Source organism: Streptomyces poonensis (genome assembly GCF_014650915.1).
Classification (GTDB): Bacteria; Actinomycetota; Actinomycetes; order Streptomycetales; family Streptomycetaceae; genus Streptomyces; species Streptomyces poonensis.
Genome location: NZ_BMVW01000005.1, coordinates 36,033 through 55,978, shown reverse-complemented (window position 1 = coordinate 55,978; position 19,946 = coordinate 36,033). Strand labels below are relative to the sequence as shown.

Below are 19,946 nucleotides of genomic sequence, written 5' to 3'. Positions count from 1 at the left end.
CTGCGCTCGCAGTACACACCGCACCAGGAAATGGACCCAGGGGCGACGGATCGGCGGTGACCTATGGCCCAGGGTGTAGGGGTGGGCGCCCGCATGCGCCCTTTCTCCGCTCAGGCCACAGAAGAGAGACGCTGACCCATGTCCTGGCTGTCGCGATTCAGCCTCGCACAACGGGCCCTGATAGGGCTGATGTCCATCATTGCGCTCGCCTTCGGGGCGATCGCGATACCCCAGCTCAAGCAGCAGCTGCTGCCCACCATCGAACTGCCCATGGTGTCCGTGCTGGCGCCGTACCAGGGCGCGTCCCCCGACGTGGTCGAGAAGCAGGTCGTCGAGCCGCTCGAGAACAACCTCGAGGCCGTCGACGGCATCAGCGGCATCACCTCCACGGCGGCCGAGGGCAACGCCGTGATCATGGCGTCCTTCGACTACGGCCCCGACACCGACCAGCTGGTCGCCAACGTCCAGCAGGCCGTCAACCGGGCCCGGGCCATGCTCCCCGACGACGTCGACCCGCAGGTCGTCGCCGGGTCGACGGACGACCTCCCGGCGGTCGTCCTCGCCGTCACCTCCGGCCAGGACCAGCAGGCCCTCGCCGACCGGCTCGACCGGACCGTCGTGCCCACGCTGGAGGACATCGACGGCGTCGGCCAGGTCACGGTCGACGGCGTACGGGACCTCCAGGTCACCGTCACCCCCGACGACAGGAAGCTCGCGGGGGCCGGCCTCACCACGGCCGCCCTCGGCCAGGCCCTCCAGGCCGGCGGCGCGACCCTGCCGGGCGGCTCCTTCGACGAGGACGGCGCCAACCGCACGGTCCAGGTCGGCGGCGGCTTCACCTCGCTGAAGCAGATCGAGAACCTGATGGTCACCGGCGAGGGCGAGGACGCGAAGCCCGTACGCCTCGGTGACGTCGCCACCGTCAAGGAGGCGGAGGCGCAGGCCACCTCCCTGACCCGGACGAACGGCAGGCCCAGCCTCGCCGTGGCGGTCACCATGGACCGTGACGGCAGCGCGGTCGCCATCTCCGACGCCGTCCAGGACGCGCTGCCCGAGATGCGCGACGACCTCGGGTCCGGCGCGACGGTCACCGTCGTCTCCGACCAGGGTCCGGCCGTCGCCAAGTCCATCGAAGGACTGACGACCGAGGGCGCGCTCGGCCTGGTCTTCGCGGTCGTCATCATCCTCGTCTTCCTGGCGTCGATCCGCTCGACGCTGGTCACCGCGGTGTCCATCCCGCTGTCGGTGGTCCTCGCGCTGATCGTGCTGTGGACCCGCGACCTCTCCCTCAACATGCTCACGCTCGGCGCGCTCACCATCGCCATCGGCCGCGTCGTCGACGACTCGATCGTGGTCCTGGAGAACATCAAGCGCCACCTCGGCTACGGCGAGGAGCGCCAGGAGGCGATCCTCAAGGCCGTCCGCGAGGTCGCGGGCGCCGTCACCTCCTCCACCCTCACCACGGTCGCGGTCTTCCTGCCGATCGGCCTGGTCGGCGGCATGGTGGGCCAGCTGTTCGGGTCCTTCTCGCTGACGGTGACGGCGGCGCTGCTGGCCTCCCTGCTCGTCTCGCTGACGGTCGTGCCGGTGCTGTCGTACTGGTTCCTGCGCGCCCCGAAGGGCACGCCGGAGGACGCCGAGGAGGCGCGCCGCCAGGCCGAGGAGAAGGAGGCGAAGAGCCGCCTCCAGCGCTTCTACGTCCCGGTGCTGCGCTTCGCGACGCGCCGCCGGATGACGAGCGTGGCGATCGCGGTCGTCGTCCTCATCGGTACGTTCGGCATGGCGCCCCTGCTGAAGACCAACTTCTTCGACGCGGGTGAGCAGGAGGTCCTCAGCATCAATCAGGAGCTCCAGCCCGGCACCAGCCTGGCGAAGACGGACGCGGCCGCCAAGAAGGTCGAGAAGGTGCTCGACGGGGTCAAGGGCGTCAAGGACTACCAGGTCACGGTCGGCTCGTCCGGCTGGATGGCGGCCTTCGGCGGTGGTACGGACACCAACCAGGCGTCGTACACGGTCATGCTGGAGGACGACGCGTCCTCCGAGGACGTCCAGGAGCGCATCGAGAAGGGCCTCCGCAAGATCTCCGGCACCGGCATCGGCACGACGACGATCGCGGCCGACGGCGGCTTCGGCAGCCAGGACCTCAGCGTCGTCGTGAAGGCGGCCGACGCGGACGTGCTGCGCAAGGCCTCGGAGCAGGTCCGCAAGGCGGTGGCCTCGCTGGACGACGTCAGCGACGTCACCAGCGACCTGGCCCAGAGCGTGCCCCGGATATCCGTCCGGGCCAACGAGAAGGCCGCCGCGGCGGGCTTCAACGACCAGACGCTCGCCGCGGTCGTCGGCCAGGCGGTGCGCGGTACGACGAGCGGCACGGCGACCCTCGACGACACCGAGCGTGACATCGTCATCAAGTCGGCGAAGCCGGCCGACACGCTGGCCGAGCTGAAGGCGCTGCCGCTGGGCCCGGTGAAGCTGGGCGACATCGCGGACGTCGAGCTGGTCGACGGCCCGGTCTCCATCACCCGGATCGACGGCCAGCGCTCGGCCACCGTCACGGCGAAGCCGCAGGGTGACAACACGGGCGCGGTGAGCCTGGACCTGACCGAGAAGCTCGACAAGCTGGACCTCCCGGCGGGCGCCACGGCCACCATCGGCGGTGTCTCCGAGGACCAGGACGAGGCGTTCGCCAACCTCGGCCTCGCGATGCTCGCGGCGATCGCGATCGTGTTCATGCTGCTGGTCGCGACCTTCCGCTCGCTGATCCAGCCGCTGATCCTGCTGGTCTCCATCCCGTTCGCGGCGACGGGCGCCATCGGCCTGCTGATCGCCACGGGCACCCCGATGGGCGTCCCCGCGATGATCGGCATGCTGATGCTGATCGGCATCGTGGTCACCAACGCGATCGTCCTGATCGACCTGATCAACCAGTACCGGCGCCAGGGCTACGGCGTGGTGGAGGCCGTCCTGGAGGGCGGCCGGCACCGCCTCCGCCCGATCCTGATGACGGCCCTGGCGACGATCTTCGCCCTGCTGCCGATGGCCCTCGGCATCACGGGCGAGGGCGGTTTCATCGCCCAGCCGCTGGCGGTGGTCGTGATCGGCGGTCTGATCACCTCGACGCTGCTGACCCTGCTGCTGGTCCCGACCCTCTACGCGATGGTCGAGCTCCGCAAGGAGCGCCGGGCGAAGAAGAGGGCGGCGAAGCGGGAGAGGAAGGCCGGCGGCCCGGCCGCGGAATCCGCCGACGCGGACTCCGGCGAGCCGGAGCCGGCCAAGGTCTGACCGACGGCCCAGGCCCGCACGACGAAGGGGCGCCCCTCGAACGGAGGGGCGCCCCTTTGCCCGCGGCCGCGCGGGCCCGCACCGGACCGGCGGTTCGTACGTCGAAGGGGCGCCCCCACCCAGGGGCGCCCCTTCGACGTACGACCGGAACAGTCCGGCGAACCGCCCCGGAGGGCTGCCGCGAACCCGCCCGGAGGGCTACGGCAGTGCCAGCATCCGCTCCAGCGCCAGCTTCGCGAACGCCTCGGTCTCCTTGTCGACCTCGATGCGGTTGACCAGCTTCCCCTCGGCCAGCGACTCCAGGGTCCAGACCAGGTGCGGGAGGTCGATGCGGTTCATGGTGGAGCAGAAGCAGACCGTCCGGTCGAGGAAGACGATCTCCTTGCCCTCGGGAGCGAAACGGTTCGCCAGGCGCCGGACCAGGTTCAGCTCCGTGCCGATCGCCCACTTCGAGCCCGCCGGGGCCGCCTCCAGGGCCTTGATGATGTACTCGGTCGAGCCCACGTAGTCCGCCGCGGCCACGACCTCGTGCTTGCACTCGGGGTGGACGAGGACGTTGACGCCGGGGATACGGGCCCGTACGTCGTTCACGGAGTCGAGGCTGAAGCGGCCGTGCACCGAGCAGTGGCCGCGCCAGAGGATCATCTTCGCGGCGCGCAGCTCCTCGACGGTCACGCCGCCGCCCGGCTTGTGCGGGTTGTAGACCACGCAGTCGTCCAGGGACATCCCCATGTCGCGGACGGCGGTGTTGCGGCCGAGGTGCTGGTCCGGCAGGAACAGGACCTTCTCGCCCTGCTGGAAGGCCCACTCCAGGGCCCGTTTCGCGTTCGAGGACGTGCAGATCGTGCCGCCGTGCTTCCCGGTGAACGCCTTGATGTCCGCCGAGGAGTTCATGTATGAGACGGGTACGACCTGCTCCGCTATACCGGCCTCGGTCAGCACGTCCCAGCACTCGGCGACCTGCTCGGCGGTGGCCATGTCGGCCATGGAGCAGCCCGCGGCGAGGTCGGGCAGGACCACCTTCTGGTCGTCGGAGGTCAGGATGTCCGCGGACTCCGCCATGAAGTGGACACCGCAGAACACGATGTACTCCGCCTCCGGGCGCGCCGCCGCGTCCCGGGCCAGCTTGAAGGAGTCGCCCGTGACGTCCGCGAACTGGATGACCTCGTCGCGCTGGTAGTGGTGACCGAGCACGAAGACCTTGTCGCCGAGCTTCTCCTTGGCCGCGCGGGCGCGCTCCACCAGGTCCGGGTCGGACGGCGAGGGCAGGTCACCGGGGCACTCGACACCGCGCTCGCTCCTCGGGTCGGCCTCGCGGCCGAGCAGCAGCAGGGCGAGGGGCGTCGGCTGGACGTCGAGCTCCTGGGGTTGGGCGGTGGTCACGACACGCACCCTTTCTGTTCTGCGGCACGCCGGCCCGGGTGGCGGGGCGGCGGGACATGTGACTGACCTTTTCGTCGAAATGACGTTATCTATCATAACCGCTTCACGTCACTTTGACGATGCCCATTGCGTCGATGTGACGTGAATCCCGGAGACGCCGGTCGCGGGGGCGCCCGCGCGGCACGGGGCGCCCGTGCGGTCGCCCACAGCTCACTGTCCGGTGCGCGACCCGTGTGCGAGCATGAAAGTAAGACGCGAAGGAAATCCGCCCGGTCCGGAATGAATCCGGGGCCAGGCCGGTTGCACTCGTCGGCAAGCAGTCTCCGTACAAACCGGGAGAGATGTAGATGTCCGTATCGGACGAGACCACCACCGTCACCGACGGCATCATCCTGACCGACGCCGCCGCGGCCAAGGTCAAGGCCCTGCTCGACCAGGAAGGCCGTGACGACCTCGCGCTGCGCGTCGCCGTCCAGCCCGGTGGCTGCTCCGGCCTGCGCTACCAGCTCTTCTTCGACGAGCGTTCCCTCGACGGCGACGTCGTCAAGGAGTTCGGCAGCGTCAAGGTCGTCACCGACCGCATGAGCGCCCCGTACCTCGGCGGCGCGTCCATCGACTTCGTGGACACCATCGAGAAGCAGGGCTTCACGATCGACAACCCGAACGCGACGGGCTCCTGCGCCTGCGGCGACTCCTTCAGCTGAGCCGCGGCGGCGCCTGTCCGCACGCGTACGAAGGCGGCGTTCCCCTCGGGGGACGCCGCCTTCGCGTTGTGCCCGCTGTTCCGCTGCTCGCTGCCCTGTTGTCGTGCCGCTGTACGGCTGCCGTGCCGCTGTACGGCTACTTCCCCGGGGGAGGGCCGTCGCCCAGGTCGCCCTCCGGGATCGCCCTGCCGTCCGAGCCGACCACCGCGCGGTCGCCCAGCGGGGCGTCCAGGCGCACCGTCCGCTCGACGGTCTCGGCGATCAGGACGCAGACCCGGTCCGAGGGCGTCTCGGTCGCCGTGACCGTCACCTTGCCGGTTCCCTCGTCCACCGACGCGGAGTACTTGTTGCAGACCCCGCCCCAGAAGCTCACGGTCAGGTTCCGGCCGCTCGTCGTGTAGCCCTCGATGTCGACCTCGCGCGGCGCCGGAGCCGCGCCCGGCACATCGGCCCCGGGCTTGCCGGGAAGCCGCGTCGACTTGTCGTCCCCGGCCGGCGCGGGCCGCTCCGGTGCCGCCAGGTACTCGGGGGCGACCGCCGGATGCGTCACCGTGAAGCTCCGGCCCGGCCCGTTCGGCCGGACCTCGAACAGCCAGGACGGCACCAGCGCCGGCCGGCCGTCCACATGGTGCGCGGCGAGCCCGAAGGTGGCGCGTTCGACGGTGACGGGCGCCGGTTCCGGAGCGACGGTGGGTGCCACGGTCGGTGCCGTGGTGGGTGCTGCGGTCGGTGCCGCGTACGGCTTCCCGGCCCGGCCCTCCAGCGGTACGGGGTCCGCGCTGCCGCCGACGTCGCCCCGGCCCGTCCCGTTCATCAGGTCCAGCGCCTTCCGTGCGCCGACCACCGGGTACGTGTCGCCCTTCACCGGCGCCTTGAGGTTGCCGCTCCCGCTGACCACGTGGCCGTCCGCGCCGATCCGGAGGCCGGTCGCCCAGCCGTACGTGGGGAGCCCGTCCATCTCGGGATCGGCGTTGACCACCCTGACGGCGCCCATGACCTGGCCGGCGTCGAGCTTCGCGGTGTCCTGCCCCACGGCCTTCAGTACCGGGGCGGCCGCCTTCTTCGCCGCGGCCTCGCCCACCGGGGTGCCCCCGGCCGCGGTGTCCGGGGCGCAGACGTCCGGCTTCCCGCAGTCGTCGGTGCCCGGCGCGTACCGGCTGAAGGTCCAGGTGCCCGGGGCCTGCCCGTTCACTGTCAGGTTCGGGCCGGAACCGTCCTTCGTGCCGCCGACCCGCCATGTCCCGCCCTCGGCCCGGGGTGTGCCCTCGACACCCAGGGCCTTCGCGAGCCGGGCCACCTCGGCGGCGGTGACCTCGCCGGCCGCGCGGTACACGGGGGCGGAGTCCGGGCCGCCGGGGAGGTTTCCGTCGGCGCGGTAGATCACACCGTTGGGGGCCGGCTCGCCCGGGGCGATGCCCTCCGCGGTGTCCTGGGCGTAGCTGTCGAGGGACAGCGGAGGGGGAGCGCCAGCGGCGCCGGAGGTGTCCGGGCCGCTGCCGCCGCCGGAACCGCCGCCCGTGGCGGTCGCCGCCAGATACGCTCCGCCGCCCCCGACGAGCAGCACCGCCGCCGCCATCGAGGCGATGACCGTCGGCGTCCGCCGCCGCGTCCGCCGCTGCCTGCCCGAGCCGTCGCCGCTCCGGTCGCCCGTGCTGCCGTCGCCCGCGCGGCTGCGACCGCTCCCGGCACCCACCGGCCCCTCGTCGGGACGCACCGAGCTCCCGGAGCGCGCCGCACCCTCCGCTTCCTGCGCCGCGCGCGCACCGCTCTCCGCCTCGTGGGCGCCGCCGGTGGCGCCGGGCGTCGCGTCGTAGTCCTCGGGTTCGGGTCGCTCGGTGTTCACCGCATCGCTCCTTCGGCTCCACAGCTGTCCCTGGTGACCCGGTCCCGCGCGGCGGCGGGGGCGAGGAAGAGCCGTACACCGGGCCCCCTTGACGGGGGACAGCGATGGGACGCGGCGGGGGAGAGTGCGGTTCCCCGTTCAGACGTTCAGTCGCCGTACTCGGACATCGCGTCCAGCAGCCGGGCCGATCCGGGCGGGACCGTCACGCCGTGGATCAGCGCCGGGGACACCGGCCGATCGGTGATCCTTTCGGGGGCCGCCCAGTGCGGCACCATCCGGGCGCAGTCGCCACGCAGCTCCGCGAGGCCCCCGTCCTGGACGTCCGGGACGGCCCGGACGTCCAGGACGTCAAGGGATTCCGGGCGGAGCGGGGTGGCGGATCCGGCAACGCCCAGGCGCTCGAGGTTCGTCATAGCGGAACGGTAAGCACCGCCGGAGCCATGGAAAAAGCCCTACTATCGGGTAGTTCTGTCTGCTTCTGCTCGCTCGGGCGACCGGGTAGCGTGAACTGTCAATCCCCTCCCGTCGCAGGAGCGTGTCCTCGCCGTGCGTATCGCAGTCTCCGGCTCCATCGCCACCGACCACCTCATGACCTTCCCCGGCCGCTTCGCCGACCAGCTCGTCGCGGACCAGCTGCACACGGTCTCCCTCTCCTTCCTGGTCGACGCCCTCGACGTGCGCCGGGGAGGTGTCGGCGCGAACATCGCCTTCGGCATGGGCCAGCTCGGTACGCAGCCGATCCTGGTCGGCGCGGCGGGCGCCGACTTCGACGAGTACCGGGCCTGGCTGGACCGGCACGGCGTCGACACCCAGTCCGTACGCATCTCCGAGACGCTGCACACGGCCCGCTTCGTGTGCACCACGGACGCCGACCACAACCAGATCGGCTCCTTCTACACCGGCGCCATGAGCGAGGCCCGCCTCATCGAGCTCAAGACCGTCGCGGACCGCGTGGGCGGCCTGGACCTGGTGCTGATCGGCGCGGACGACCCCGAGGCGATGATGCGCCACACGGAGGAGTGCCGCGCCCGGTCCATCCCCTTCGCCGCCGACTTCTCGCAGCAGATCGCGCGCATGGACGGCGAGGAGATCCGGCTGCTGCTGGACGGCGCCACGTACCTCTTCTCCAACGAGTACGAGAAGGGGCTCATCGAGTCCAAGACCGGCTGGACGGACGCCGAGATCCTCTCCCGGGTCGGCCACCGCGTGACCACCCTCGGCGCGCAGGGCGTGCGCATCGAGCGGGTCGGCGAGGCGCCGATCGAGGTCGGCTGCCCGGAGGAGGAGCGCAAGGCCGACCCGACGGGCGTCGGCGACGCCTTCCGCGCGGGCTTCCTCTCCGGTCTCGCCTGGGGTGTCTCCCTGGAGCGCGCCGCCCAGGTCGGCTGCATGCTCGCCACGCTGGTCATCGAGACGGTCGGCACCCAGGAGTACCAGCTGCGCCGCGCCCACTTCATGGACCGCTTCACCAAGGCGTACGGCCACGACGCGGCCGCCGAGGTCCAGGCCCACCTGGGCTGACGGCGGACGCCAGGAGGCCGGGGGACTAGGAGACCCGGCGGACCAGATAGGCCGAGCCCCGGTCCGCCGGCTCCTCCCCGACGTACTCCTGTCCCCGCATCTCGCACCACGCCGGGATGTCCAGCCGGGCCGCCTCGTCGTCGGCCAGGACCCGGACCGTGCCGCCCACCGGTACGTCCCCGAACACCTTGGCCAGCTCGATGACCGGGATCGGGCACCGCTTGCCGAGGGAGTCCACGACGAGGGCGTCTCCGGAGCCGTCCCGTACGGTGGCCGCCCCGGCAGCCTCAGCCGCCCCGGCCGCCTCGGCAGTGGCCGCGGGCGCGGGCGCCCCGAGCTTCCCGCGCACCGCCGTGACCGCGCCCGGCAGCACCGACAGGAACCGCTCGACGTCCTCCTCCGCCGCACCCGGCGGCAGCGACACCCGGACGTTGCCCTCGCTGAGCACGCCCATCGCCTTCAGTACGTGACTCGGCGTCAGCGTGCTGCTGGTGCAGGACGAGCCGGACGACACCGAGAAACCCGCCCGGTCCAGCTCGTGCAGCAGGGTCTCCCCGTCGACATAGAGACAGGAGAAGGTGACGACGCCGGGCAGCCGGCGCTCCGGGTCGCCGACCACCTCCACGTCCGGGACCAGCGACGGCACCCGCGCCCGGATCCGGTCCGTCAGCTCCCGCAGGCGGGCGGCCTCCGCGGCGGCCTCGGCCCGTACGGCCCGCAGCGAGGCCGCCGCCGCCACGATCGCCGGGATGTTCTCGAACCCGGCCGCCCGCCCCGACTCCCGCTCGTCCGCCGGGCCCTGCGGCGCGAACCGCACCCCCTTGCGCAAGACGAGCAGCCCGACCCCGGCCGGCCCGCCCCACTTATGGGCACTGGCGGCCAGCAGGGACCAGTCGCCCTCCACCCGCCCCCAGCCCAGTGACTGCGCCGCGTCCACCAGCAGCGGCACCCCCGCCGCCCGGCACGCCTCGGCCACCTCGGCGACCGGCTGCTCGGTGCCCACCTCGTGGTTGGCGGACTGGAGGCAGGCGAGCGCGGTGTCAGGACGGAGCGCCGCGGCGTACCCGGACGGGTCGACCGCACCTGTACGGCCCACCGGGACCCGCGTCACCGTGCCGCCGCCGGCCTCATGGACCTCCGCCGCGTGCAGCACCGAGGAGTGCTCGACGGCCGACACGGCCAGATGCGCCCCCACCCGCCGGCGCCCCGCCAGCGCGCCCGCGATCCCGGAGTGCACCGCGTGCGTGCCCGAGGAGGTGAACACCAGCTCGTCCGGGCGGCAGCCCACCGCCTCGGCGGCCGCCTCGCGCGCCGCGTCGAGCAGCAGCCGGGCCCGCCGCCCCTCGCGGTACAGCCGGGCGGGATCGGCCCACCCCTCGTCGAGCGAGGCGGTCAGAGCCTGCCGGGCGACGGGGTGCAGGGGAGCGGAGGACGCCGCGTCGAAGTAGGACACGCCGCCACGCTAACCCGTGCCGGTGCCGCGGCCGCGCGGGGCGGGCGGGCTCACGTACTGCCGGGCAGCGCGCACGGGACATGCGCGCCCCCTGTCCGCCCCTGCGAACCCGGCAGCTGGCGGTACACGCGGGGCGCCCGCGTCGGTAAACCTCCCAAGGGGCCGTCAGACGGGGTGCGGAGCCGGTCATTCCACCCCTTCGGGGTGTCCGGCGGCGCGTTGGGCACCCTCCCCGCGCGACCCCAAATGGCGTCCAGTAGGGTTTGGTCCGCATAAACATCCAAACCCCTGCCCGACGCAGGGCGGCGACCGACCAGCGAGAAGGCCGCAGCCGACCGCGCGGGCGAGACTCTCGGGAAGGCGCTACGTGAGTCCCAACGGCTCCGACCGCTCGCCGCGGCGCCCGATGCGGCGGAAGCTGCTGCAGGCACTGACTGCGGGCCTGGTCCTGGCGACAGCCACCGGTTGCTCGTACAACTGGGAAGACTTCCCCCGCCTTGGTATGCCCACCCCGACCACGGAAGAGGCTCCGCGGATCCTCTCCCTGTGGCAGGGTTCCTGGGCGGCCGCACTCGCCGTCGGCGTGCTGGTGTGGGGCCTGATCCTGTGGAGCGCGTTCTTCCACCGGCGCAGCCGCACCAAGGTGGAGATCCCCCCGCAGACCCGGTACAACATGCCCATCGAGGCCCTGTACACGGTCGTCCCGCTGATCATCGTCTCGGTGCTCTTCTACTTCACCGCCCGCGACGAGTCGAAGCTCCTCGACACCTCCAAGAAGCCCGACGTCACGGTGAACGTGGTCGGCTTCCAGTGGAGCTGGTGCTTCAACTACGTCGAGCAGGTCGACGGTTCCACCGGCGACGCGAAGACGGACGAGAACCTGGACGCGATCCCGGAGCGGTTCAAGAAGGACTTCCCGGAGAACGCGGGCGGCGTCTACGACTGCGGCATCCCGGGCGACCGCAACCCCCAGACCAACAACCCCGGCCCGACCCTCTGGCTCCCCGAGGGCAAGACGGTCCGCTTCGTCCTCACCTCGCGTGACGTCATCCACTCCTTCTGGGTGGTGCCCTTCCTGATGAAGCAGGACGTCATCCCGGGCCACACCAACGCCTTCCAGGTGACCCCGAACAAGCAGGGCACCTTCCTGGGCAAGTGCGCCGAGCTGTGCGGTGTCGACCACTCCCGCATGCTGTTCAACGTGAAGGTCGTCTCGCCCGAGCGCTACGAGCAGCACGTCAAGGAGCTCGCGGAGAAGGGTCAGACCGGTTACGCCCCGGCCGGCATCGAGCAGACCGACCATTCGAAGGAGCGGGAGGCGAACCAGCTGTGAGCATCCTCAACGAACCCCAGGGTGCCGCGGCCGACACGTACCAGAGCGAGCAGCCGGTACGGCGCCGGCAGCGCGGCAACGTGGTCATCAAGTGGCTGACCACCACTGACCACAAGACGATCGGCACGCTGTACCTCGTCACGTCGTTCGCGTTCTTCTGCATCGGCGGCGTGATGGCGCTCCTCATGCGCGCCGAGCTGGCCCGTCCGGGCACGCAGATCATGTCGAACGAGCAGTTCAACCAGGCGTTCACCATGCATGGCACGGTCATGCTGCTGATGTTCGCCACCCCGCTGTTCTCCGGCTTCGCGAACTGGATCATGCCGCTGCAGATCGGCGCGCCCGACGTGGCGTTCCCGCGGCTCAACATGTTCGCGTACTGGCTGTACCTGTTCGGCTCGCTCATCGCGGTGGGCGGCTTCCTGACCCCGCAGGGCGCGGCCGACTTCGGCTGGTTCGCCTACTCCCCGCTGTCGGACGCGGTCCGCTCGCCGGGTGTCGGCGCCGACATGTGGATCATGGGTCTGGCCTTCTCCGGCTTCGGCACGATCCTCGGTGCGGTCAACTTCATCACCACGATCATCTGCATGCGCGCCCCCGGCATGACGATGTTCCGCATGCCGATCTTCACCTGGAACGTGCTGCTGACCGGTGTCCTGGTCCTGCTCGCCTTCCCGGTCCTGGCCGCGGCCCTGTTCGCCCTGGAGGCGGACCGCAAGTTCGGCGCCCATATCTTCGACGCCGCCAACGGCGGAGCGTTGCTGTGGCAACACCTCTTCTGGTTCTTCGGCCACCCAGAGGTGTACATCATCGCGCTGCCGTTCTTCGGCATCATCAGTGAGGTCATCCCGGTCTTCTCCCGCAAGCCGATGTTCGGCTACATGGGCCTGGTCGCCGCGACCGTGTCCATCGCGGGTCTGTCCGTGACCGTGTGGGCGCACCACATGTACGTCACCGGTGGCGTGCTGCTGCCGTTCTTCTCCTTCATGACGTTCCTCATCGCGGTCCCGACCGGCGTGAAGTTCTTCAACTGGATCGGCACGATGTGGAAGGGCTCGCTGTCCTTCGAGACACCGATGCTCTGGGCGACCGGCTTCCTGATCACCTTCACCTTCGGTGGTCTGACCGGTGTCATCCTGGCCTCGCCGCCGATGGACTTCCACGTCTCCGACTCGTACTTCGTGGTGGCGCACTTCCACTACGTCGTCTTCGGCACCGTCGTCTTCGCGATGTTCTCCGGCTTCCACTTCTGGTGGCCGAAGTGGACGGGCAAGATGCTCGACGAGCGGCTCGGAAAGATCACCTTCTGGACGCTGTTCATCGGCTTCCACGGCACGTTCCTGGTGCAGCACTGGCTGGGTGCCGAGGGCATGCCGCGCCGTTACGCGGACTACCTCGCGGCCGACGGCTTCACCGCCCTGAACACGATCTCGACGATCGCCTCGTTCGTGCTCGGCCTGTCGATCCTGCCGTTCTTCTACAACGTCTGGAAGACCGCCAAGTACGGCAAGAAGGTCGAGGTCGACGACCCGTGGGGCTACGGCCGCTCGCTCGAGTGGGCGACGTCCTGCCCGCCGCCGCGGCACAACTTCACCACCCTGCCGCGGATCCGCAGCGAATCCCCGGCGTTCGACCTGCACCACCCGGAGGTCGCCGCTCTCGACCAGCTCGAGAACGCCGGTCACGGTGAGAAGGCCCTCGCTGGTGGCAAGGAGGCCGGCAAGTGAAGATCCAGGGCAAGATGTTCATCTGGCTGGCCGTCTTCATCCTCGCCATGGCCATCGTCTATGGCCTGTGGTCGAAGGAGCCGGCCGGTACCACGGCGCTCTTCCTCGCGTTCGGCCTGAGCATCATGATCGGCTACTACCTGGCCTTCACGGCCCGGCGGGTCGACGTGGGCGCTCAGGACGACAAGGAGGCCGATGTCGCGGACGACGCCGGCGAGCTGGGCTTCTTCAGCCCGCACAGCTGGCAGCCGCTGTCCCTGGCCGTCGGTGGCGCGCTCGCCTTCCTGGGCGTCGTCTTCGGCTGGTGGCTGCTGTACTTCTCGCTGCCGATCATCATGATCGGCCTGTGGGGCTGGGTCTTCGAGTACTACCGCGGTGAGAACCAGAACCAGTAACACGCGCTGAGCGCACGGGAGCCCGGACACTCCGCCGAGGAGGGTCCGGGCTCCCTCGTCTGCCGCACCGGATTCCCCCGGACGGGCCATCCGCCGCGCCCGGGCGGACGGCCCTTCCTACGGTGAGGCCATGAACCGCACTCCGCGTCACTGCACGGCCGTCGGCACCACCGCGCTGCTGGCCGCCCTGGGATCGGCCGTCACCTCCTGCGGCGGCGGCCATCCGCTCGCGGCGGCCCCGTACGACGCGGCGGACGACATCTCGTTCCACGCCCCCACGGACAAGGGCGGCACGGCCGACCCGGACCGGCCCCTGGACATCACCGCCGACGGCGACGGACGCCTCACGGACGTCACGGCCGTGGACGCGGCGGGACGGTACGTGGCGGGCGAACTCTCCGCCGACGGCGGCCGCTGGCACAGCACGTCCCCCCTCGCGTCCGGCGCCCGCTACACGGTCCGCGTGAGCACCGAGGACGAGGACGGCCGGCCCGGCCGTACGGACCTCACCCTGCGCACCGGCAGACCCACCACCACCAAGCGGCTGAACGTCACCTTCGGCCCCAAGAAGGGCGAGTACGGCGTCGGCCAGCCCGTCGTCGCCGAGCTCAGCGCGCCCGTCCGCGACCGGGCCGCCCGGGCCGTCGTCGAGCGCGCCCTGAAGGTCGAGTCCACGCCGGCGGTGGCCGGTGCCTGGCACTGGGTGGACGACCGGAAGCTGCACTACCGCCCCGAGGAGTACTGGCCCGCGCACGCGACGATCCGCGCCCGCAGCGCCCTGGAGGGCGTACGGATCGGCGACCGCCTCCGCGGCGGCCGGTCGAAACCGCTCAGGATCACCACGGGCGACCGGCTGATCGCCCTCACGGACGCCGCCGCGCACCTGATGACCGTCTACCGCGACGGCGAGGCGATCAAGGAGATCCCGGTGACCACCGGCAAGCCCGGCTTCGAGACCCGCAACGGCGTCAAGGTCGTCCTGGGCAAGGAGTACTTCGTACGGATGCGCGGTGAGAGCATCGGCATACCGCGCGGCAGCTCCGACTCCTACGACCTGCCCGTCTACTACGCGGCCAGGGTGACCTGGAGCGGCGAGTACGTCCACGCGGCCCCCTGGTCGGAGGGCTCCCAGGGCAGCGCGAACGTCAGCCACGGCTGTACCGGCATGAGCACCGGCAACGCCGAGTGGTTCTTCGACACCGTGCAGGAGGGCGACATCGTCAAGGTCGTGAACTCCGGCGGCGACACGATGGCGCCCTTCGGCAACGGCTTCGGCGACTGGAACCTCGACTGGCGCAAGTGGCGCGCGGGCAGCGCCCTGGTGGCCGGCGCGGACGCCCCCCACCCGGACGACCGGGCCAGACTGCGCCCGGAGTCCCTGTGACGGCCGCAGGAGGCCCGCGACCGCCGTCCGGGGGACATACCGTCCCAACCGCCTGAACCGCCCGTCAGCCGGACGCTCAGGCGCTCACAGCCGCCCTGCGGCGCAGCAGGGCGGCGAGCGCGTCCGCGAACTCCACCGGCTCCACCGGCAGCGTCACCGCCGCGTCCGCCCGGCTCCACGTGGCCAGCCAGGCGTCCTGCGGGCGGCCGATCAGCAGCAGCACCGGCGGGCACTGGAAGATCTCGTCCTTGATCTGGCGGCACACGCCCATGCCGCCCATGGGTACGGCCTCGCCGTCCAGCACACAGACGTCGATGCCGCCCCTCTCCAGCTCCTTGACGACGGCGGCCGGAGTGGCGCACTCGACGAACTCCACGGCGGGGACGTCGGGGGCGGGCCTGCGCCCGGTCGCGAGCCGTACCTGTTCGCGGGTGTTGGAGTCGTCGCTGTAGACCAGCACCGTGGCGGTCGGCTGCATGCTTCCTCCGGGACGTCGGCGTCGTACGTACGCAATGGAGCGGAGCGGAACTGGAGCGGAACTGACAAGACCGTTGCGCGGATGCTACTCCTTCGAACAGTGCGTCAGCACCGGTTCTGCCACGGCTTCGATGGGCCATACGGGCAGCGCACGAGGCGCGAACACCCCGAACGGCACCCCCCGGAGTGAGGGCGGGATAAGCGACCGACATAATGTCGGTCGTGGCGACAGCAACGACAGTAGAAACCGGGCACGCGCACCCGTCGGTCAATCGACCGAACCTCACCAGCGTCGGAACCATCATCTGGCTGAGTTCCGAGCTGATGTTCTTCGCGGCCCTCTTCGCGATGTACTTCACCCTGCGATCGGTGACCGGTCCCGAGTTCTGGAGCGAGAAGGCCGACGCCCTGAACTTCCCGTTCTCGATGACGAACACCACGATCCTGGTGCTCTCCTCGCTGACCTGCCAGCTCGGCGTGTTCGCCGCCGAGCGCGGGGACGTGAAGAAGCTCCGGATGTGGTTCATCGTGACCTTCGTGATGGGCGCGATCTTCATCGGCGGTCAGGTCTTCGAGTACACCGAGCTGGTCAAGCACGAGGGCCTGTCGCTCTCGTCCGACCCGTACGGCTCGGTCTTCTACCTGACCACCGGCTTCCACGGCCTGCACGTGACGGGCGGCCTCATCGCCTTCCTGCTGGTCCTCGGCCGTACGTACGCGGCCCGCAGGTTCACCCACGAGCAGGCGACCGCCGCCATCGTCGTGTCCTACTACTGGCACTTCGTCGATGTCGTCTGGATCGGCCTCTTCGCCACGATCTACATGATCAAGTAAATCGGGCGCCGCCGGCGGTGGACCAGACACCGCGACGGACCGATCCATTTACCGACAAGCATCGACGCAGAAGATCCTGACACCGGGGTAATCCGTGAAAAAGCTCTCCGCACGACGACGCCATCCGCTGGCGGCGATCGTCGTCCTACTCATCGCGCTGGCGGCCACCGGGGGGCTGTACGCCGTCTTCGCGCCCGCTGACAAGGCGCAGGCCGACGAGACCGCCCAGTCCCTGGCCATCGACGAGGGCAAGAAGCTCTACGCCGTCGGCTGCGCCAGCTGCCACGGCACCGGTGGTCAGGGCACGACCGACGGGCCGAGCCTGGTGGGCGTGGGTGCCGCGGCCGTCGACTTCCAGGTGGGCACGGGACGCATGCCGGCCCAGCAGCCGGGCGCGCAGGTCCCGCGCAAGAAGGTCATCTACACCCAGGCCCAGATCGACCAGCTCGCCGCGTACGTCGCCTCGCTGGGTGCCGGTCCTGAGGTCCCGACCGAGGAGCAGTACGACCCCGCGGGTGCCGACATCGCCGAGGGTGGCGAACTGTTCCGCACCAACTGCGCGCAGTGCCACAACTTCACCGGCAAGGGCGGTGCGCTGTCCAAGGGCAAGTTCGCGCCGACCCTGGAAGACGTCGACCCGAAGCACATCTACGAGGCCATGCAGACCGGCCCGCAGAACATGCCGTCCTTCCCCGACACGACGCTGTCGGAGGAGAACAAGAAGGACATCATCGCGTACCTCGACGCGGTCAACAGCGACGACACCGTCGAGCCCGGGGGCAACGCCCTCGGTGGGCTCGGTCCGGTCGCCGAGGGCCTGTTCGCCTGGGTCTTCGGTCTCGGCGCGATGATCGCCGTCGCCGTCTGGGTCGCCGCTCGGACCGCAAAGGCCAAGAAGTCATGAGTAGCCAAGACATTCCCGAAGAGAACCTGCCCGTAGCGCAGGACACCGCGCACGGCACCGTGGACGTGGCGGACGAGAAGCACCCGTTCGCCGACCCGGGCCTGCCGCCCCACGAGCACCGCATCCAGGACATCGACGAGCGGGCCGCCCGGCGCTCCGAGCGCACGGTCGCCCTGCTGTTCACGGTGTCGATGCTGGCCACCATCGGCTTCATCGCCTCGTACGTGGCGATCCCGGTCGACAAGAACGTCTACATCTGGACGCTCGGCCACATCAGCGCGCTGAACTTCGCGCTGGGCGTCACCCTCGGCATCGCCCTGTTCTGCATCGGCGCCGGCGCGGTCCACTGGGCCCGCACGCTGATGTCGGACGTGGAGGTCGCCGACGAGCGCCACCCGATCGAGGCCGCCCCGGAGGTCCGGGCCAAGGTCCTCGCCGACTTCAAGCAGGGTGCCGAGGAGTCCCAGCTCGGCCGCCGCAAGCTGATCCGCAACACGATGTTCGGCGCGCTGGCCCTGGTGCCGCTCTCCGGCGTCGTGCTGCTGCGCGACCTCGGCCCGCTGCCCGAGACCAAGCTCCGCCACACGCTGTGGAAGAAGGGCACGCTGCTCGTCAACCAGAACACGGACGAGCCGCTGCGCGCCTCCGACATCGCGGTCGGCTCACTCACCTTCTGCAAGCCCGAGGGCCTGGACGAGCACGACCACGGGTTCCAGAACGAGATCGCCAAGGCCGCCTTGATGATCATCCGGCTCCACCCGGAGGACATCAAGGACAAGCAAGAGCTCGAGTGGTCCCACGAGGGCATCGTGGCGTACTCGAAGATCTGCACCCACGTGGGTTGCCCGATCTCCCTGTACGAGCAGCAGACGCACCACGTCCTCTGCCCCTGCCACCAGTCCACCTTCGACCTGTCCGACGGCGGCCGGGTGATCTTCGGTCCCGCCGGTCACGCCCTGCCGCAGCTGCGGATCGGCGTGAACGACGAGGGTTACCTCGAGGCGCTCGGCGACTTCGAAGAGCCCGTCGGTCCTGCCTTCTGGGAGCGCGGATGAGTACTACGAACACCACCGCCGCCGACTCGCGCCCGCGCGGGAAGGCACCGGCCGGCGAACGCGTCGCCGACTGGGCCGACGGCCGCCTCGGGATCTACTCCCTGGCCAAGGCCAACATGCGCAAGATCTTCCCCGACCACTGGTCGTTCATGCTGGGCGAGATCTGCATGTACAGCTTCATCATCATCATCCTCACGGGTGTGTACCTGACGCTGTTCTTCCACCCGTCGATGAACGAGGTGGAGTACCACGGCAGCTACATCCCGATGCAGGGCCAGATGATGAGCGAGGCCTTCAAGTCGACGCTGGACATCAGCTTCGACGTGCGTGGCGGTCTGCTCATCCGGCAGATCCACCACTGGGCCGCGCTGATCTTCCTCGCCGGCATGTTCGTGCACATGATGCGCGTGTTCTTCACCGGCGCGTTCCGCAAGCCGCGTGAGATCAACTGGCTGTTCGGCTTCCTGCTGTTCGCCCTCGGCATGTTCACCGGCTTCACCGGTTACTCGCTCCCGGACGACCTGCTCTCCGGTACGGGTGTCCGCTTCACGCAGGGCGCGATCCTGTCCGTGCCGATCGTCGGCACGTACATCTCGATGTTCCTGTTCGGCGGCGAGTTCCCGGGCGACGACTTCGTGGCCCGCTTCTACTCGATCCACATCCTGCTGCTGCCGGGCATCATGCTCGGCCTGATGGTGGCGCACCTGATCCTGGTCTTCTACCACAAGCACACGCAGTACGCGGGTCCCGGGAAGACCAACCAGAACGTGGTCGGCATGCCGCTGCTGCCGGTCTACATGGCCAAGGCCGGAGGCTTCTTCTTCCTGGTCTTCGGTGTCATCGCGCTGATCGCGGGCCTGTTCACGATCAACCCGATCTGGGCGCTCGGCCCGTACCGCGCGGACCAGGTGTCCACCGGTGCCCAGCCCGACTGGTACATGGGCTTCGCCGAGGGTCTCGTCCGCGCCATGCCGGGCTGGGAGATCAACCTCTGGGGTCACACGCTCGTCCTGGGTGTGTTCATCCCGCTGGTCGTCTTCGGTCTGGTGCTGGGCGTCATCGCGCTCTACCCGTTCCTGGAGTCCTGGGTCACCGGTGACAAGCGCGAGCACCACATCCTGGACCGCCCGCGCAACGCGCCGACCCGCACCGCCTTCGGTGTCGCCTGGGTGACCTGGTACATGGTGGGCCTGATCGGCGGTGGCAACGACCTGATCGCCACCCACTTCCACATGTCGATCAACGCGGTCACCTGGTTCGTCCGCATCGCGTTCTTCGTCGCACCGGTCGTCGCCTTCGTCGTCACCAAGCGCATCTGCCTCGGCCTGCAGCGCCGGGACCGCGAGAAGGTGCTGCACGGCCGTGAGACCGGCATCATCAAGCGCCTGCCGCACGGTGAGTTCATCGAGGTGCACGAGCCGCTCAGCCAGGAGCAGCTGTACACGCTCACCGCGCACGAGCAGTACCGGCCCGCCGAGATCGGCCCCGAGGTCGACGAGAACGGCGTCAAGCGCAAGGTGAAGGGCACCGAGAAGCTGCGCGCCAAGCTCAGCAAGGGCTACTTCGGCGAGGAGAGCCAGATCCCCAAGCCGACCGTCGAGGAGTACAAGGAGATCACGAGCGGCCACGGCCACCACTGATCACTGCGTTC

At 70.1% G+C, this 19,946-nt stretch carries 16 protein-coding genes; 11 read left to right on the top strand and 5 right to left on the bottom strand.

The features are described from left to right. Positions 1–138 precede the first annotated feature (138 nt). Positions 139–3,282 (top strand): efflux RND transporter permease subunit, encoded by a 3,144-nt coding sequence (locus tag IE242_RS15175; protein WP_189859377.1) that lies wholly within the window; start codon positions 139–141, stop codon positions 3,280–3,282. Positions 3,283–3,480: 198 nt separating this feature from the next. Here the strand turns inward: IE242_RS15175 and nadA are convergent, their stop codons facing one another. Continuing rightward, positions 3,481–4,665 (bottom strand): quinolinate synthase NadA, encoded by a 1,185-nt coding sequence (gene nadA, locus IE242_RS15170; protein ID WP_189859375.1) that lies wholly within the window; start codon positions 4,663–4,665, stop codon positions 3,481–3,483. Between the two features lie 347 nt (positions 4,666–5,012). Here nadA and erpA point away from each other — a divergent pair, with 347 nt between their 5' ends. Beyond that, positions 5,013–5,369 carry an iron-sulfur cluster insertion protein ErpA gene (erpA, locus tag IE242_RS15165; RefSeq protein ID WP_181659496.1) on the top strand — a complete coding sequence of 119 codons (357 nt, stop codon included), beginning with the start codon at positions 5,013–5,015 and terminating at the stop codon, positions 5,367–5,369. 136 nt (positions 5,370–5,505) lie between these two features. On the opposite strand, the gene IE242_RS15160 is transcribed toward erpA, so the two are convergent. Together IE242_RS15160 and IE242_RS15155 are read right to left on the bottom strand one after the other, a co-directional pair. Continuing rightward, on the bottom strand, positions 5,506–7,212 hold the full coding sequence (locus tag IE242_RS15160) for a hypothetical protein (protein WP_189859373.1): 1,707 nt from the start codon (positions 7,210–7,212) through the stop codon (positions 5,506–5,508). 146 nt (positions 7,213–7,358) lie between these two features. Beyond that, positions 7,359–7,625: a hypothetical protein gene (locus IE242_RS15155; protein WP_229858952.1), complete on the bottom strand. Its 267-nt coding sequence runs from the start codon at positions 7,623–7,625 to the stop codon at positions 7,359–7,361. Between the two features lie 133 nt (positions 7,626–7,758). On the opposite strand from IE242_RS15155, the gene IE242_RS15150 reads away from it, so the two are divergent. Beyond that, on the top strand, positions 7,759–8,733 hold the full coding sequence (locus IE242_RS15150; protein WP_189859371.1) for a carbohydrate kinase family protein: 975 nt from the start codon (positions 7,759–7,761) through the stop codon (positions 8,731–8,733). A 25-nt stretch (positions 8,734–8,758) separates the two neighbouring features. Here the strand turns inward: IE242_RS15150 and IE242_RS15145 are convergent, their stop codons facing one another. After that, on the bottom strand, positions 8,759–10,186 hold the full coding sequence (locus tag IE242_RS15145; RefSeq protein WP_189859369.1) for a cysteine desulfurase/sulfurtransferase TusA family protein: 1,428 nt from the start codon (positions 10,184–10,186) through the stop codon (positions 8,759–8,761). Positions 10,187–10,553: 367 nt separating this feature from the next. On the opposite strand from IE242_RS15145, the gene ctaC reads away from it, so the two are divergent. The 4 genes from ctaC (at position 10,554) to IE242_RS15125 (ending at position 15,025) form a co-directional block, all read left to right on the top strand. Continuing rightward, on the top strand, positions 10,554–11,519 hold the full coding sequence (ctaC, locus tag IE242_RS15140; RefSeq protein ID WP_189859367.1) for an aa3-type cytochrome oxidase subunit II: 966 nt from the start codon (positions 10,554–10,556) through the stop codon (positions 11,517–11,519). Beyond that, positions 11,516–13,246 carry an aa3-type cytochrome oxidase subunit I gene (ctaD, locus tag IE242_RS15135; protein ID WP_189859365.1) on the top strand — a complete coding sequence of 577 codons (1,731 nt, stop codon included), beginning with the start codon at positions 11,516–11,518 and terminating at the stop codon, positions 13,244–13,246. The genes ctaC and ctaD overlap by 4 nt, the downstream gene beginning before the upstream one ends. Beyond that, the gene (locus IE242_RS15130; RefSeq protein ID WP_189859363.1) at positions 13,243–13,641 is read left to right on the top strand and encodes a cytochrome c oxidase subunit 4; all 399 of its coding nucleotides are present in this window, start codon (positions 13,243–13,245) and stop codon (positions 13,639–13,641) included. Before ctaD ends, IE242_RS15130 begins: the two co-directional genes overlap by 4 nt. Positions 13,642–13,771: 130 nt before the next feature. After that, a complete protein-coding gene (locus tag IE242_RS15125; protein WP_189859361.1) occupies positions 13,772–15,025 on the top strand; it encodes a L,D-transpeptidase in 1,254 nt (417 codons plus the stop codon). 76 nt (positions 15,026–15,101) lie between these two features. Here the strand turns inward: IE242_RS15125 and IE242_RS15120 are convergent, their stop codons facing one another. Continuing rightward, positions 15,102–15,503, bottom strand: a complete 402-nt coding sequence (locus tag IE242_RS15120; RefSeq protein ID WP_189859359.1) for a response regulator — start codon at positions 15,501–15,503, stop codon at positions 15,102–15,104. A gap of 212 nt (positions 15,504–15,715) precedes the next feature. On the opposite strand from IE242_RS15120, the gene ctaE reads away from it, so the two are divergent. From ctaE to qcrB, 4 genes are all read left to right on the top strand, one after another. Further along, positions 15,716–16,336: an aa3-type cytochrome oxidase subunit III gene (ctaE, locus tag IE242_RS15115; protein ID WP_189859356.1), complete on the top strand. Its 621-nt coding sequence runs from the start codon at positions 15,716–15,718 to the stop codon at positions 16,334–16,336. 94 nt (positions 16,337–16,430) lie between these two features. Next, positions 16,431–17,240, top strand: a complete 810-nt coding sequence (gene qcrC, locus IE242_RS15110) for a cytochrome bc1 complex diheme cytochrome c subunit (protein WP_189859354.1) — start codon at positions 16,431–16,433, stop codon at positions 17,238–17,240. Next, a complete protein-coding gene (gene qcrA / locus IE242_RS15105; RefSeq protein ID WP_189859352.1) occupies positions 17,237–18,295 on the top strand; it encodes a cytochrome bc1 complex Rieske iron-sulfur subunit in 1,059 nt (352 codons plus the stop codon). The genes qcrC and qcrA overlap by 4 nt, the downstream gene beginning before the upstream one ends. Further along, a complete protein-coding gene (gene qcrB, locus IE242_RS15100) occupies positions 18,292–19,935 on the top strand; it encodes a cytochrome bc1 complex cytochrome b subunit (protein ID WP_189859350.1) in 1,644 nt (547 codons plus the stop codon). The genes qcrA and qcrB overlap by 4 nt, the downstream gene beginning before the upstream one ends. The last annotated feature ends 11 nt before the right edge of the window (positions 19,936–19,946 follow it).